This is a genomic window from Novosphingobium sp. SG919 (assembly GCF_012932495.1).
Taxonomy (GTDB): domain Bacteria; phylum Pseudomonadota; class Alphaproteobacteria; order Sphingomonadales; family Sphingomonadaceae; genus Novosphingobium; species Novosphingobium rhizosphaerae.
The window spans coordinates 24,218-38,591 of record NZ_JABCNG010000011.1; the positions used below are offsets into that span (position 1 = coordinate 24,218).

Below are 14,374 nucleotides of genomic sequence, written 5' to 3' on the forward strand. Positions count from 1 at the left end.
CTTCCCGCCGCGCCTGCCGCGCTCTGAGCCTGCGCGAATGCTGTCGCCGGCACCCATGTGCCCGCGACAGCTGCACAACGGGCCAAGGCCCCGCGCATCGTCAACCCCCCGCGATCAGACTGACGAGCCAGCCCGCGCCGAAGATAATGAAACATCCGATGATGATCGATACGATAAGGGCCTTGTTCCCAGTGCCTGAGAGGAACAACCACCCTGCGAAAACCAATGCGATCGTTGCACCGATCTTTGCCAAGCTGCCGGTTAACAGGTTGAGAATGGCATTCGCCATTGTGTCGAGCTGTGTTTGGTTCGCGGCCTGCGCGAGAGCAGGTTGTGACGTTACCAAGGCCGCCAGGGCCGCAGCAGCAGCGACCTGCACTTTTAGTTGCTTCTTCATACCAAGTATCCTCCAGCAAGAACGATCGCGGCCCCGATGAGGAAGGTCACGACCAATTGAACTGAACCCCGGCTCTGCATCACCAGGTAACCGATCCAGATGATGCCAAGCTTGATCGCGGGGCCGACAAGCGCCATCAGCTCGGCCATCACGGCGTTCCCGACGGCAGCCACTTGGGCCTGCGCAGGCGAGGCCAGGACAATGCAGCCCACAGCCACGAGCATCAGCCGCCACATCATGTCCGGGACCTCTTTCATGACCCACCTCGCGTATCTGCCGCGCGCGCCATCCACGCATGGTGTGCAAAGACGTCCCAGGCCGGCGGTTCAGCCTCGTCAGCAATCGCGACGGCCTCGCTTTGTGAGACGGTCACCTCTGCCCCTCGCCCCTCGGAACGAGCGCGCACCTTGGCTGCCGCCATTCTTTCTGGAGAGAGGCCACCAACCCCGCGCGCAAACGCTACGTGCCAGTGATCATCGTGGCCCGGATCGCCAGGTCCAAGCAGCTCGAGGATCTCGATCCCGTTGGCGGCCATGACCCTTCGGATCGACGTCTTATCGATTGCGCGAACTCCCCCCGCCGGCACGAAGTCGACCGCCTGCCCAAATTTGTGGAAGCTGCGCTCGGCACCATAAGCCGCATTCATTGGGCGGACCGTATCGGTCACCCGGCCGCCGAACGCGCTCAGCAGTAGTCGCCCAACGCCTTCGGCATTCCAATGCTGCGGAGCGGGTGCGCCGACGGCAGCATAGACCCGCCCAACGTAGCCGTTCGTGATCCCCCGATTACGGTTGCCGCTGTTGTATTCACTGATTGCCGCATCGAGCGGCCTTGCGATCCCATCTTTTCGGGCTCGCTGATAATTCTCTGCCAGCACACTCGCTGCGGCTCGCAGATTGACACACGGCTCGAACACCGTCTCTGGGGTCAGTCCCAATCTTGCGAAATTAGCGCTGTTGATCTGCGCTAACCCGGCATCAAAATTGGCCCCTTTCGCGACCAGCCCTCGGGCAGTTGCGATAGCCTCTGCCATGTTCGCCGGTTGCCGCACCAATGCCGCACCCGAATTCACGCCAATCCGCAATGGGTCGCCACCGGACTCTGCCATCACGATCGCGTTCATCGTCTGCGGCGCCACACTCGGCGAGCATGTCGTCAACAGAAGCGCCAGCGCCGAACTCGCGATAGCCATTCTTACCCCCAGAGCGCAGCCGCCAGCAGGCGGACCATCGTCCGTCGCGGGCACATTCTCGATGCAACCAATGCCTTTGTGTTTGTGTCGCAGAAACATATATGTCAAGTGAGACAATAGCGGGGTGGCCATCGAGCATGCGTGCGCACGCCTCTCAATTCATCGGCCGATGGATCTGCTCGACTTGTCACAATTCAGGAGGGAAACATGAAATCTCAGTCGAAACGCTTACTGCTCGCGACGACCGCGACCTGCGCACTGTTGGCCATTGCGGGCCCATTAAGCGCTCAAAACACAGACATTTCCGGAAGCGGCGGGACTGGAACCACCACTATCTGCGCTGGCGACACCAACAACATTTTGGTGCGCGGTCCTGACGATTCACCGACGCTTGGATGCGGCGCGAACAGCAATATTTTGTTGGGCAGTGCACTCGTCGGCAGGGCGGCAGGCACCTATGAGAACAATATCGCGTTGGGTAGCGGCGCCTCGATCGGCGGTAGCTTCTCGTCCACATACGCCAGCAACTCGATCGCGATTGGCACAAAAGCGGCGGCCGACAGATCTGACGGGATCGCAATCGGCTCCAGCGCTCATACCGCATATGACAGCATATCGATCGGCTCGAACTCTCTCACAGAGGGATTGGCCGGCGGCAGCGTCGCGATCGGCAATGGGTCATATGCTACCAGCGGCTTTTCGAGTGCTGACTCGTCGGTTGCCGTTGGCACTTCCGCGTCAGCGGCGCCGAACGGGGTCGCACTTGGCACCTCAGCCAAGAACCTTAGCGGCAGCTACCAGACTGTCGCCATCGGTAACAAGGCCACATCCGGCGCAGGCGCCGTAGCCGTTGGCATGAACGCCAGCGCCGCGGTCAACCAAGCCACAGCCCTGGGATGGAACACTACGGCCTCCAACGTCGGTGACGTCGCGCTTGGCGCATATTCGTCAACCGATGCCGCCAATCCGACCGCTTCTGCGGTCGTTGGAGGGACAACTTATTCCGGTTTCGCCGGCTCCAAACCCACCAGCGTCGTCAGCGTTGGCAACGGCCTCATCCAGCGCCAGATTACCAATGTTGCCGCAGGCCGGATCGCAAGTACGTCGACCGACGCGGTCAACGGCTCCCAACTCTATTCCGCCTTGTCCACAACCAACAGTGCGCTCGGGTCCCTCAGCACCGGGATCTCGGCAAACTCGGCCGACATTTCGTCCCTTTCGACAGCCATCGTCGGCACGAACAGTTCGTTGACTTCACTGAGCACTGCCACAGGCCTTGGTCTCAGCACGGTCCAAAGCAACCTCGATACAATTGCGGCGTCGGCTTCTACCGGCATCTCGAGCAACGCCACCGGGCTGGCCAATCTTTCAACCTCTACGGCTGCGGACGTCGCATCGCTCTCGACCAGTGCCACGACTACCAAGACCATGATCACCTCCCTCAGCACAGCAACAGCTGGCAGCATCAGCAGTGTTCAAGGCAGCGTAGATTCCCTTCGAGCATCAACTTCATCCGGCATAGCTGCGAACACGGCTGCCATTTCCACGCTCTCGACAACGACCGCCACTAGCGTCGGTTCGCTGTCGACCGGACTGTCAGACACGAGTAACGCCGTCACGTCCTTGAGCACGGCCACCACAATTAGCCTCAGCACACTTCAGGCCAACATTGACACGCTGGCATCTTCTGCGTCCACCGGCATCGCCGCCAACAGTGCCGGGCTTGCTTCACTATCGACCGGCCTGGCAGCCAATGTCTCATCGCTCTCGACAGGGCTCGCGAGCGCGAACAGCACCGTTACCTCGTTGAGTACAGCGACTGCAGCAAGCCTGAGCACTATCCAGAATAACATCGATACCGTCGCCAGCTCGGCGTCAACCGGGATCGCAGCCAACGCTCTTGCCGTCACATCCTTGTCGACTTCGACCAACGACGGATTTGCGTCCTTGTCGACCACCATTGCAACCAACGGCAGCGCTGTGTCGTCGCTGAGCACCGCTACCAAAGCCTCCCTCAGCACTGTCCAGGGAAACCTCGACGCGCTGACCGCATCGACTTCCTCCGGCATTGCCGGAAACGCCGCTGGCCTTGCCGCTTTGGCGAGCACAACAACGTCGCTTTCGACCGGACTTGCTGTTGCTGAGAGCAATGTCTCTTCGCTCAGCACTGCAACTGTCGCAGGGCTCAGCTCTGTTCAGTCGCACGTCGACGCAATCGCGGTCTCTGCCTCCACCGGCATCGCATCTAACGCAGCTGCCATTACCGGCATTTCAACCGTGGCCAATGAACTTGTCGCTGGCACCGCGGGCCCCTTCCAGGCCAACAATACCTCAGCTTACGCGGCACCGACGGCTTCTGGTCGGGACAGCACCGCTGGCGGCTTCGGTAGCTCGGCTACGGGCAGTGCCTCCTTGGCGCTTGGCAGCACAGCGACTGCCACCGCAGATGAGACCATCGCAATTGGCTCACATGCCAAAGCCACTGCTCAAGGCGGCATCGCGATCGGCTACGGCGCCCAAGCCACAGGCGATCCAACGGTCGCACTGGGCTATCAGGCGGTCGCCTCCGGCAACAACTCACTGGCCTTGGGCGCTTCGGCGCAGGCAACCGCCGACAGCTCCGTCGCGCTCGGCGCCGGCGCAGTTGCTGACGAGCCGAATACCGTTTCGGTAGGCACGCCAACTTCTACCCGCCGGATCACCAATGTGAGCGCTGGCCGCGTCAGCGCCACGTCGACAGATGCTGTAACTGGCGCGCAGCTTTATGCCCTCCAGACCAGCACCAATCTTGCCATCGGCGCTCTCGACACCAAGATTGGCGCACTTCAATTCGATCTCAACAAACTCAAGCGAGACACGAATGCTGGCCTTGCCAGCGCCGCGGCGCTCAGTGCCCTGCCCCAAAGCATTTATCCCGGCAAATTCGTTCTCTCCATGGGCGGAGGGGTGCGATCCGGATCGGCAGGAGTAGCCTTCGGCCTTTCCTACCGCACCCTGGATGACACCAAGACCTTCAACGCCCGCATCGCCACCGACCAAGGGGCAACCACTGCTGCAGCAGGCTTTGGCATCGAGTTCTAGGGCTCAGTTCGTCGTTGGCTCTTGCCTGGCCACGACTCCCCATGGCGCATCCACGGTGCGCCATGGGGACCTCTTCGGTCCTACCAATTGCGGTTATCCGGACTGGTTGCTCCCCCGATCATTTTAATCTCCGAGGACATGATGCAAGGAAAAGAGTTTTTCACAAAGGTCTACGACCAGAACCTATGGGGTTCGGCCGAGAGTGTTTCGGGATGTGGCTCGAACCGTGACTCTATATCCGAGCTAATCTCTGGTTTTCGGCCGCTGCTGGACAAGTATCAAATTCGGTCTTTGTTTGACTGCCCCTGTGGCGACTGGGCGTGGATGCAGCACGTCGATCTCACCGGCATCTCTTATGTTGGGGCTGATATTGTAGACGCCCTTGTCGAAGCAAACCACCAGCGCTTTGCCGCGCCCCATGTCTCATTTCGAACCTTCGACATCCTCACCGAGGTCCCGCCAGCGGTGGATGCGATTTTCATTCGGGATCTCTTCATTCACTTCAGCCTGGGGAACATCCACAAGGCGCTCCGCAACATCGCTCGTTCCGGTGCGACTTACCTGCTGACATCCCACCATCTGGACCGCCAGGCTATCCACGTTGACGGGAAAACGAAGCTTTTTGTGCCTGGGAATCAGGAGCTCGGCGGTGAGTACGCTCCCACAGTAGGCTTCGACTACACTTTCCGTCCCTTGCACTTCTGCACTCCTCCCTTCGAGTGGCCAGAGCCGATCGATTATATCCGTGAAGCTCCGCACTGGTGGGGTGGGGGAAAATCACAAGCGTTGTGGCGCATAAGTGATTTGCCGTTGCCAGTATGATTGACACGCATGTGTTATGTGCCGCTTCACTGGCGGCCATAACACATGCGGAGAATCGTGTTGCCTCGGATCATCGGAGTTTCTGCCTTCAGTCTCACCGGGCCACTGGTTGAAGAGCAGCAGGAATCTCTAAGCCAGTTTTGTGATGCAACCTGCACGATCCGAACTGCAAGACTCAAAGACCTTCAGAAGAAGCTTCGACGGGGTGGTGTGACTCTTCAGAGCGGCGATATGATCGTGTTTCTCACCGTCGCTGTTTTCCCGGGGCCCATCGAAGCGCTCGTCCAGTTCGTCCTCCAAGCTCACGAGCACGGAGTTGCAGTCCGCTTCCTCCAAAACGATGTCACGCTTGATCCGGTGAAGCTGACGGCAGAATTGGCGGGTTTTCTCGCGATGCTCGCAGCCCACAGTGAGGCACAGGCTGCCGAGCAGCTCGCCCGCTCGCCCGAAACCCGCGCGCAGTCGGGCCAGCCTCGCAAGCTCTCCGAGAAAAGCATCTTGGAACTGAAGGCGGAGCTGGAAAAGCCGAAGCCCAACATGGCCGCTTTAGCGCGCCAGCTCGGGATTTCCCGCGCTACGCTGTACCGATACGTCAAGCGCATCAGCGATGAGTATGCCGAGGGCTCCGGCCCTCGCGATTAGATCCCGGTAGATATGCTACAGTTCAGCACCGATGCCCCGATCACTGTGCTAAGACTGGCGTGCGGCAAGCGGTGTCCTGTCGCCACGGTCTCGACCGGCAGCGCGGCTTTCACTCCACCCCTGCGGAACAGCAGCTCCGGCTCGAAATTCATCGCAACGGCAATCGCGATCACCTCATTCAACCGCAACAAACCTTCACACTCTCCAAGAGCTGTCCTCGCAACATTGACCGGAACCTTGGCCCGACGCGCCAACTCCTGTGCGGACCAGCCCTTGCGAGACACTCCAATGCGGCAGTTTTTTACAATGATTTCTTGATCTTCGAGCCTTCTACGAGCTTGCATTTTGGAACTCCATCTTCAGGTTGACGAAGTCCCTGCGGACGACTGCACGGCCAATTTGCCGAACCGCCGCCCGAACATCAAGCTTTCGGATCGGCCTCTTGCACGAGGTCAACCAACGAACAGCCCAACCCTATCGCCAGAACCGTCAACGTCTCAATCGTCGGATTACCCACGCCGTTTTCAACTCGGGAAATATGCGCCAGGCTTATTCCGGACTGTGCATGCAGGTCGATCTGGGAGAACCCAGCCCGTTCCCGGAAGTAACGCACTCGCTCGCCTATCCGGATCGCGGTCCTGGTGGTGACTTCATCGACGTTCAGGCATCTCATGCGCTGGTCCTCCAAAGGCCCAATTTTCCCTAGAAATGCCTAACAACATCTTGCCTCAACCCATATCCGTGGCGAACTACCTTCGGTTTACATCGCCGCACAAATTCGGCAGATAGGGTCCCATGGAAGCAGAACGCGAATCCCCGCTAAGCGAGTCGACCTTGCGTATCCGTGAGCGGCGTGAGCTCATGTACCGCTCCGGCGCCCGCCAACGCAAATTCCGGATTCGCACTACCAGTTTGAAAACCATAGATAATCTCAAATCGCTCTACCGCTTCCGCAACAGAGATGCAGTTGCGAACAACCTGCTTAGCAAAGCAAGGACACTCTACAATCCTGAGGACCTCCAGCTCGTCCCAGCCATCTCTCAGGGAGAGTCTACGGCTGATGTCGTGCTGATGCTGGACCAAAACTATCTCGATTACATCGATGAGATTCGCGCGCACTATCCCGGCACCACCGTCGGCCGTGCACTCGAAAGCTTGCTCGCCAAGATCTCCGATCTGGAGCCGGCGCCGCAACAACTTCGCATGAACCTGAATTTTAAGGAGGGCGCCGTGAGCGGATAAACGAAGCCCGGCACGAGGCCGGGCATCGAAGATAGACCCAAGTGGTTGGCGCCACTGGAAGCCGCTAAACAGTAAGGCGGGTCTATCTCAACTGACATCACCTGTCAAGGATGCGCGCTTCGCGCCACGCACGAGTTTTGCCTGCTGACGGCCTCTCGAATGGGAGGACGAACGATGGAACACGCCTATCAAAATCGTGCCGCAGACCTGCCCTGGTCCGCGATCGATTCCTTGCGCGCGGAGGGCGTCGCGCACGACGATATTCGAATGGCTCTCGATCTGCAGGCGCAACAGCGCGCCGCCGGCGTGCCGGTGCTGCCCCTCCGCGTCATTTGCGGGCTTGAGCCTCGCCGAACCTCCGCCGCGCGCCTTCTCGCAACGCCAACGAAGCCCCGCGTTGCCAAAGGCGGGATCCACATCACCCGCCGGCCAGTGTGGGCAGGAAGCGTTCAAACAGGATCTGCAGAGGAACATTGCTTCGCTCGGCCGCTCTCTGCGACCATGCGAAAGATGATCGCCAACGCCTGCTATCGGACTTTCAAGCAGGCCAAAGAGCTTGCTCGCGAAGCCCGGACCGGAACGCGGTCGCTCACCGCTGAGGAGCAGAAGCTCATCGGCTTCACCACATCGTGTCGCGACATCCTGCTGAAGCTTCTCGACGACGAGAAATTCCGTAAGGGATGGTGCGTCCCTGCCTACGAAACCATCATGCGCTGGACCGGCCTTTCGCGCAGCACAGTCCATCGCTCTCTGCGCGCATTGGCCGATCTCGGGTTCATCGAATGGGTCCGCCGGTTCATCTACACCAAGGACCGGGATTTCGGCGCGCGGTCCGAACAGACATCAAACCTTTACCGCATCACCCTGCCGGCCTGGCTCTCGAAGCTTCTGGGTCTCCAGGCACCAACCCCCGATGACCATGCGCACCGCCTCGACACCGCTCAGGAGGAGTACGCTACAATGCTTGCCCAGCTCCCCCCGGGACAGCGCGCCAGACAAATGCCGAGCAACCTTTCCGAGCGCGCCACCCTGATCAGCGCTGCGCTGCGCACCTCGCTGCGACACAGCCTCCCAGCCACAGGCCGTGAGTGTCAAACATGGACTGCTCCTCATCCGAATTCATTTATTACTAAGAAGGGGAAAGCGGAATCGGCCTAGTCGGCCGATAAACTTGCCCTGACGGGCCAACCAAACCGGACACCGTATTCCAAAACCGCAAAGTTCGATCCTGCGGCAGCCGCAGGACGGCGGCTAGCGCCGCCGATTGCTCCCCAGGAGGAGCAAGCGGAATCCGAGCGCGCCGATCCGGCGTCCCTATTGTCTCACATTGCGTATATGTTATAGAGACACTATGGCGCTCTCTCCCATCCAAGCCGCGAAAGACATCACCCTTCACCTGAAGGGCGAATGGAATGACCGACGCCACACTGGCTTGGCCTGTTGTCCTGCCCACCCTGACAGAAATCCGTCTCTCTCCATACGGCCTGGTCACAAGGCTGTTCTGTATCACTGTTTCGCTGGTTGCTCCCTGGAACAGATCCTCGCCGCGTTGAAAAACCTCCGGCTTTCTCCCAGGATTGACCAGAACGCCCCGCCGGCAGCGCTCCCACGACCCGATGAAGGCAACTTGGCCCGCCAGCTCTGGTCATCGGCTTTGCCCGTTCGAGGCACCCTTGCCGCCCACTACCTCTCCCACCGCGGTCTTTCCGATCTCTCCATTGGTCGTTTCCTCCCCAACGCAGTGACCTATCTCAATGAGCGGCGCCTCGTTCTGCCCGCAATCATCTTTGCATATGAAAACGCCCGGCAGGTCACAGCAATACAGCGCGTCTTCCTCGACCCTGTGACCGGCGGCAAAACCGCCATCCTGCCCAAGGCCAAACGCAATCTCGCCCTGCCAGGCGACGGCGCTATCCGCTTCGGCCGAGTGGCTGGGGGCATTCTCAATCTCGCTGAGGGGCCCGAGGACGCTGCCTCTGTGATGCTCTGGAAGAACCAGCCCGGTTGCTGGGCCGCCGGCGGTGTCGAACGGTACTTCCATATCGCGATTCCCGATGAAGTTCACACTGTCCGATTGTGGACCCAACACGGCGTTGCTGCGGCTCAGTGCCTCGAGAAAGCCCGCCCGCACTTAACCGCCAACGGGCGAAAGCTGATCGTCGAGACACCTCCCCCAAACTGCGACTGGAACGACGCCTGGCTTTCGGCCCGCCCCCGCGCTGCAGGAGCTTCCCTGTGACGTTCGGCCGCATGACAGTTTGGCTTGGCGCTGCCGCCCTCGGTGCCTTCGGCTTCTTCCATATGCCGCTTCGACCCTCCCTCAGCACCCCACCGCTTGCCAAATCAGGGAGCTTCACAGCCACGCCAACGACTTCGGTCCCCGCGTACACCGCGTTATGCTACGCGATCGATGGCGACACTCTGCGGTGTGGGCCTGGCTATGTCCGCCGAATTCGCCTTCTGGGGATCGATGCAGCCGAGCTGCCCGGTCATTGCCGCAAGGGCCGCGACTGCGCCCCCGGCGATCCTTGGGCGCACAAGCGTGCCCTCGCCGCCTTCGCGAACCAAACGCTTACCATCTATCCACTCAAGCAGGACGTTTACGGCCGCACCGTCGCGATCGTCCGCAACACCGTTGGGGTCAATGCGAGCTGCTTCATGCTCCAATTCGGCGCCACCTATCGGCCCAGCTACGATGAGCGCGACCTGATCGCGGACGAGTGTCGTCCCGGTCACGGCCGGACGAATGTCAACTAACCTCATTTTCAATGAGAGTTAGTTGACAGGTCTTACACCCTCCATCACCGTCTGAAACGCGAAAGCACCGGCATGACCACGCTTGTCATCGTTGAATCTCCGGGGAAAATCAAAAAGATCGGAGCACTCCTCGGCCCCCGGTACAAGGTCGTCGCCAGTGTCGGCCACGTTCGCGATCTGCCCGATCGCGCCATGGGCCTCGAACCGCCAGATTTCATCCCTCACTATGTGCCCACGGACCGTGGCGCCGACGTGTTGAAACGCCTGCGGCAAGACGTGGCTGCAGCCGATGCCGTGCTGCTTGCCACAGACCCGGATCGCGAAGGTGAGGCCATCTCCTGGCATCTCGCCGACGCATTGAAGCTGAAGGCCGCCCAGCGCATCACCTTCACTGCAATCACGAAGGACAAGGTTGAAGCCGCCGTCGCCGCGCCGCGCCCGATCGACATGCACCTGGTGCGCGCTCAGGAGGCGCGGCGGGCACTCGATCGGATCATTGGCTATCGTGTCAGCAGTGCACTGTCTGACCAAGCCGGATTTACCCTCACCGCTGGTCGGGTTCAAAGCCCCGCCGTTCGACTTGTCGTGGATCGCGAGCGCGAAATCGCCTCCTTCCGCGTCACCGAACATTTCGGCGCGGAGCTGACTTTCACTGCTCCGGACGGCGCACAGTGGAAGGCGCAGTGGGACACCAAGCCTCATCTGGTCGACGGGCAGGACTATCTCCTCGATCGCCAGCTCGCGGACGCCGCCGCCGCTGTGCGCCATCTTTGCGTCACCGCTTTCGAGGACAGCGAAAAGCCCCGCGCGCCGGCGGCGCCGTTCACGACATCGACCCTTCAACAAGCAGCAGGCCAGCGCCTCAAGCTGCGCCCCAAACGCACCATGGAACTTGCCCAACGGCTCTACGAACAAGGCGCGATTACCTATCACCGCACCGACACCCCCAACATGGACGCCGCTGGAGCTGACGACATTGCCGCCTTCGCTGCCGGCGCCGGTCTCTCGCTCGCGGCAAAGAAGCGGACATGGAAGGCCAAGGAAGGTGCGCAAGAAGGCCACGAAGCGATCCGGCCCACCCATGCCGCAGACATTGAGGCGGGTGAGACCGACGAGGAGAAGGCCCTCTATCGGCTGATCTGGCAGCGCGCCGTCGCCTCCCAGCTCGCCGACGCGCTCTATGCCGTGCGCACCGCCCAGCTCGCCGGCGATGCCGCCGGCGTGCCCGCCGGCGTGCCCATCAGTTTCAAGGCCTCAGGGCGCACGCTGATCAACCCGGGCTGGCTCGCCGTCTATGCCGATCATCCGGATGACGACAGCAGTAAGGCCGGTGACGAGGACGACACCTCTACCAACCCGGTGCCACAACTCGAAATCGGCGCCGATGTTGCCGCCGAAGGCGGCCGTGTGCTGACAAAGCACACCAAGCCGCCCACCCGTTTCACCGAGGCAACCCTGGTCAAGGAGCTGGAGCGCCAAGGCATCGGCCGGCCCAGCACCTACGCGGCCATTCTCGATAACATTTCCACGCGCGGCTACATCGTGGCTGGCGCCAAAGGCTATCTCACGCCGCACGCCAGCGGTGAGAAGATCCGCGACACCCTCGTTGGCCGCTTTCGCTTCATCGAGCTGGACTACACCCGCCAGCTCGAGGACGCACTTGATGACATCGCCACCGGCAAGGCCCGCTACACGCCCGTCGTCGCTTCCACCTGGGCAGCGCTGGACGGCGAGCTGGCGGCGCTTGCCGCCACTCCAGTTGCGCCAACTCACCCCTGCCCCGCTTGCGGCAAGGCCCTGCGCCAGCGCCGCGGCAAAAATGGCGTCTTCTGGTCCTGTTCCGGACGGGATCAGGGCTGCACCTTCTCTGCCGACGATAAGGCAGGCAAGCCCATGCCGCGCAAGGCGCCGCCGCCAGTCTCGACCGAACATACGTGCCCGGATTGTGGCAAGGGATTGCGGCGGCGCCCGTCCCCGAAGGAACGTGGCAAGTTCTTCTGGGGATGCTCCGGTTTTCCCGATTGCCGCCAAACTTTTCGGGATCTCGCCGCAAAGCCGCTTTTTCCAGCTAAGCGCTGAAGGTTGTCACGATGATTCCCGGCGCCGACCCGCCCCGTTGGGCTGTCCCGCTCGCCGCAGGCATCCTCCTGGCCTTTCTTACCAACAACGCCGCGCCCGATCTGCTGACCCGTCTGCGCGAGACGCACTCCACTTCCAAATGTACTGCCATTGCCGGCGACACTATTCGGTGTGGCCCCGGCCCCGGCGGCCTAATCCGGCTGATTGGCCTTGAAACGGCCGGCGATCCTTATGCGCAAACCCAAGCACTCCAGCGCTTTGCCGCCGGGCCGCTTACGATCCATCCCCTGGGCATCGATCGCGACGGCCGCACGCTCGCCTCCGTTACTGATCGAGCAGGCAGAAACGCGAGCTGCGCCGCGATCGCCGCCGGAGCCCGCTACGTCGCGGATTGGGATGTCCACTCCGAGATCCGGATTTCATGCGCGATTGACGCGCTCTCCAGAGCTGCGAATGATGCGCGCAGTGAGCGGAAAGGACCTTCCGATTAAGCGGTCAAAAGGCCCTCGCCAGCGATCGATGTCAGTTGACGCTCGGAAAATCATTGCATTTTAACAGACTCAACGCTATGTTGAAAAAGTCATGGGCCGCCACACGTCCTCTTCGGGGGAGTGCAAAAGGGCGGCCCTTCTTTTTGAATGGCTAGAATCCCTTACACCAAGCCGTATGCAACGGCCGCTCAGCGGATCGCGCATCTTCGCGCGCGAGGGCTCATTGTCTCCCGACCTAACGTCGCCGCTCGCAAGATCGATATGGTCGGATACGAACGGCTGCGCATCTATTTTCTCAGCCGTCGCCAGACTCATCTCCCAAATCGGCCGTTTAACCCGGGCACGACCTACCGGGATATCCTGCGCCTCTACGAGTGCGATATGCTCTTGCGGGACGCTTGTTTCGCTGCCGCAGGCCAGTTCGAGATCCTCCTGCGCAACGCGATATCCGAAGTCCTCAGCTCAGCCCATGGAAGCCATCCCTACACCAACATCGCTGCATTCCGTGGCGCGAGAGCGCACACCGAAGCTCAGCAGAGCTTCCGCGACATCTACCGCAAGACGGCCGATGCGCGCGCAATTCACTATCGCCAGACCTACAGCAGTCCCCCGCTGCCTCCGATCTGGACAATGAAGGAATTCCTGACCTTCGGAAGCTCGGTCTATATTTTCAAGCGCCTCAGCGGATCGCATCGGACCAGTGTGGCCAACCAATTTGGCGTGCAGTCCGACCAGGTCTTCACCCGGTGGCTCGAATGTCTCGTCGATCTGCGCAACATATGCGCCCACCACGATCGTCTTTTCAATCGCCACTTCCCAAAGCAGCCTGTCCATCTGCGCAGCGCCAACGTTCCGACAGCGCCTCCGAACAAGCTGAAGGCGATCCTGGAATGCCTGGACCACCTCCTTACCCAGAGGGGATCTCCGATCAATATTACGGGCAAGGTCGGCGCTATCATCCAGCGGTATCCGGAAATGCAGCCTGCTGAAGCCGGATACTGACCGATAGCAATTCCGCGCCCAACAGTGCCCTCCGCCGCGCGGTCCGCGCGCCGAGGGGCGCTATAGGCCCTTACGATATCATGTAATCTTTCGCGGACTAACAGTGAAGGGAGATTACTAGCCATGCAGACAGATGCTGCGAGTGATGTAGATGAGGCAGGGGTACTAAGACCCCCCGTCCGGCCTACCGGCGGCGTTATAACCGGACGTATGCAGGCCTTTGCCCTCTTTTGTACGATTACCTTGTGGGTCCAGGTATGGGCTACACCGGAGATTTCCCTTTGGGGTCAGGCATACGATCTGCTGGGCGTCGTGAACTTTTGCAATTTTGTTCTAATCACGATTTATCAGGTGGTTTTTGGGCTCTTTTCACCTCTGAGTCCGCTCAGAATTTGGCTCGATCGTACCACCTCCTGCCGGAATTCCGGAGCCACAGACTCGTCGGCACCTAGGGTATAGGTTCTTGACGAGCTGGGGGGCTAAGCGAAACGATTGGTGCTCCTGCACCTCAGAAGCGCGAAAGGACCTTTCTAACGTCCGCGCTGTAGGCGCCTACAGAGCGTAGGCGATCAGGGCGCGGCCCTGCAGGCACGGCTCTATCTCCGCTGCGCTCCGACCGAACCCGCCAGCGGTTTCGGCCCATTCGGGTCACGATCCTCGCGCAAGAAT

At 60.7% G+C, this 14,374-nt stretch carries 15 protein-coding genes; 10 read left to right on the forward strand and 5 right to left on the reverse strand.

The genetic code is table 11. From position 1 onward, the window contains the following. Nucleotides 1-100: 100 nt before the first annotated feature. The 3 genes from FHT19_RS23685 to FHT19_RS23695 are packed head-to-tail and all read right to left on the reverse strand — an operon-like array spanning nucleotide 101 to nucleotide 1,721. Nucleotides 101-397, reverse strand: a complete 297-nt coding sequence (locus FHT19_RS23685) for a TrbC/VirB2 family protein (RefSeq protein ID WP_169477048.1) — start codon at nucleotides 395-397, stop codon at nucleotides 101-103. Next, nucleotides 394-654 carry a hypothetical protein gene (locus FHT19_RS23690; protein ID WP_169477049.1) on the reverse strand — a complete coding sequence of 87 codons (261 nt, stop codon included), beginning with the start codon at nucleotides 652-654 and terminating at the stop codon, nucleotides 394-396. The genes FHT19_RS23685 and FHT19_RS23690 overlap by 4 nt, the downstream gene beginning before the upstream one ends. Further along, nucleotides 651-1,721, reverse strand: coding sequence for a transglycosylase SLT domain-containing protein (locus FHT19_RS23695; protein ID WP_348982491.1), 1,071 nt, complete (start codon nucleotides 1,719-1,721; stop codon nucleotides 651-653). The genes FHT19_RS23690 and FHT19_RS23695 overlap by 4 nt, the downstream gene beginning before the upstream one ends. Nucleotides 1,722-1,796: 75 nt before the next feature. Here FHT19_RS23695 and FHT19_RS23700 point away from each other — a divergent pair, with 75 nt between their 5' ends. The 3 genes from FHT19_RS23700 (at nucleotide 1,797) to FHT19_RS23710 (ending at nucleotide 6,134) form a co-directional block, all read left to right on the forward strand. Continuing rightward, a complete protein-coding gene (locus FHT19_RS23700) occupies nucleotides 1,797-4,670 on the forward strand; it encodes a YadA-like family protein (RefSeq protein ID WP_169477051.1) in 2,874 nt (957 codons plus the stop codon). 138 nt (nucleotides 4,671-4,808) lie between these two features. After that, nucleotides 4,809-5,492: a class I SAM-dependent methyltransferase gene (locus tag FHT19_RS23705; RefSeq protein ID WP_169477052.1), complete on the forward strand. Its 684-nt coding sequence runs from the start codon at nucleotides 4,809-4,811 to the stop codon at nucleotides 5,490-5,492. Nucleotides 5,493-5,552: 60 nt separating this feature from the next. Next, nucleotides 5,553-6,134 (forward strand): helix-turn-helix domain-containing protein, encoded by a 582-nt coding sequence (locus FHT19_RS23710; protein ID WP_169477053.1) that lies wholly within the window; start codon nucleotides 5,553-5,555, stop codon nucleotides 6,132-6,134. Here FHT19_RS23710 and FHT19_RS23715 read toward each other — a convergent pair. Both FHT19_RS23715 and FHT19_RS23720 read right to left on the reverse strand, forming a co-directional pair. Next, nucleotides 6,131-6,478 carry a hypothetical protein gene (locus FHT19_RS23715; protein ID WP_169477054.1) on the reverse strand — a complete coding sequence of 116 codons (348 nt, stop codon included), beginning with the start codon at nucleotides 6,476-6,478 and terminating at the stop codon, nucleotides 6,131-6,133. The two genes, FHT19_RS23710 and FHT19_RS23715, sit on opposite strands and share 4 nt — an antisense overlap. 77 nt (nucleotides 6,479-6,555) lie before the next feature. After that, complete coding sequence (locus tag FHT19_RS23720) at nucleotides 6,556-6,807, reverse strand: helix-turn-helix transcriptional regulator (RefSeq protein ID WP_169477055.1); 252 nt, start codon at nucleotides 6,805-6,807, stop codon at nucleotides 6,556-6,558. Nucleotides 6,808-6,929: 122 nt separating this feature from the next. Here FHT19_RS23720 and FHT19_RS23725 point away from each other — a divergent pair, with 122 nt between their 5' ends. The 7 genes from FHT19_RS23725 (at nucleotide 6,930) to FHT19_RS23755 (ending at nucleotide 13,705) form a co-directional block, all read left to right on the forward strand. After that, nucleotides 6,930-7,376, forward strand: coding sequence for a hypothetical protein (locus FHT19_RS23725; RefSeq protein ID WP_169477056.1), 447 nt, complete (start codon nucleotides 6,930-6,932; stop codon nucleotides 7,374-7,376). A 174-nt stretch (nucleotides 7,377-7,550) separates the two neighbouring features. After that, on the forward strand, nucleotides 7,551-8,534 hold the full coding sequence (locus FHT19_RS23730) for a helix-turn-helix domain-containing protein (RefSeq protein WP_169477057.1): 984 nt from the start codon (nucleotides 7,551-7,553) through the stop codon (nucleotides 8,532-8,534). 193 nt (nucleotides 8,535-8,727) lie between these two features. Continuing rightward, on the forward strand, nucleotides 8,728-9,615 hold the full coding sequence (locus FHT19_RS23735; RefSeq protein WP_169477058.1) for a toprim domain-containing protein: 888 nt from the start codon (nucleotides 8,728-8,730) through the stop codon (nucleotides 9,613-9,615). Further along, on the forward strand, nucleotides 9,612-10,133 hold the full coding sequence (locus FHT19_RS24530) for a hypothetical protein (protein ID WP_248290633.1): 522 nt from the start codon (nucleotides 9,612-9,614) through the stop codon (nucleotides 10,131-10,133). Before FHT19_RS23735 ends, FHT19_RS24530 begins: the two co-directional genes overlap by 4 nt. 72 nt (nucleotides 10,134-10,205) lie before the next feature. Next, the gene (gene topA / locus FHT19_RS23745) at nucleotides 10,206-12,212 is read left to right on the forward strand and encodes a type I DNA topoisomerase (RefSeq protein ID WP_169477059.1); all 2,007 of its coding nucleotides are present in this window, start codon (nucleotides 10,206-10,208) and stop codon (nucleotides 12,210-12,212) included. An 11-nt stretch (nucleotides 12,213-12,223) separates the two neighbouring features. After that, nucleotides 12,224-12,703, forward strand: coding sequence for a hypothetical protein (locus FHT19_RS23750; protein ID WP_169477060.1), 480 nt, complete (start codon nucleotides 12,224-12,226; stop codon nucleotides 12,701-12,703). A gap of 261 nt (nucleotides 12,704-12,964) precedes the next feature. After that, entirely contained in the window at nucleotides 12,965-13,705 is a 741-nt protein-coding gene (locus FHT19_RS23755; RefSeq protein WP_248290634.1) for an Abi family protein, read from the forward strand. The last annotated feature ends 669 nt before the right edge of the window (nucleotides 13,706-14,374 follow it).

Bases quoted from the DNA above. Each gene is read 5' to 3' on its own strand.
- FHT19_RS23685 (WP_169477048.1), bottom strand. From the start codon at position 397: ATGAAGAAGCAACTAAAAGTGCAGGTCGCTGCTGCTGCGGCCCTGGCG.
- FHT19_RS23690 (WP_169477049.1), bottom strand. From the start codon at position 654: ATGAAAGAGGTCCCGGACATGATGTGGCGGCTGATGCTCGTGGCTGTG.
- FHT19_RS23695 (WP_348982491.1), bottom strand. From the start codon at position 1,721: ATGGCCACCCCGCTATTGTCTCACTTGACATATATGTTTCTGCGACAC.
- FHT19_RS23700 (WP_169477051.1), top strand. From the start codon at position 1,797: ATGAAATCTCAGTCGAAACGCTTACTGCTCGCGACGACCGCGACCTGC.
- FHT19_RS23705 (WP_169477052.1), top strand. From the start codon at position 4,809: ATGATGCAAGGAAAAGAGTTTTTCACAAAGGTCTACGACCAGAACCTA.
- FHT19_RS23715 (WP_169477054.1), bottom strand. From the start codon at position 6,478: ATGCAAGCTCGTAGAAGGCTCGAAGATCAAGAAATCATTGTAAAAAAC.
- FHT19_RS23720 (WP_169477055.1), bottom strand. From the start codon at position 6,807: ATGAGATGCCTGAACGTCGATGAAGTCACCACCAGGACCGCGATCCGG.
- FHT19_RS23725 (WP_169477056.1), top strand. From the start codon at position 6,930: ATGGAAGCAGAACGCGAATCCCCGCTAAGCGAGTCGACCTTGCGTATC.
- FHT19_RS23730 (WP_169477057.1), top strand. From the start codon at position 7,551: ATGGAACACGCCTATCAAAATCGTGCCGCAGACCTGCCCTGGTCCGCG.
- FHT19_RS23735 (WP_169477058.1), top strand. From the start codon at position 8,728: ATGGCGCTCTCTCCCATCCAAGCCGCGAAAGACATCACCCTTCACCTG.
- topA (WP_169477059.1), top strand. From the start codon at position 10,206: ATGACCACGCTTGTCATCGTTGAATCTCCGGGGAAAATCAAAAAGATC.
- FHT19_RS23750 (WP_169477060.1), top strand. From the start codon at position 12,224: ATGATTCCCGGCGCCGACCCGCCCCGTTGGGCTGTCCCGCTCGCCGCA.
- FHT19_RS23755 (WP_248290634.1), top strand. From the start codon at position 12,965: ATGGTCGGATACGAACGGCTGCGCATCTATTTTCTCAGCCGTCGCCAG.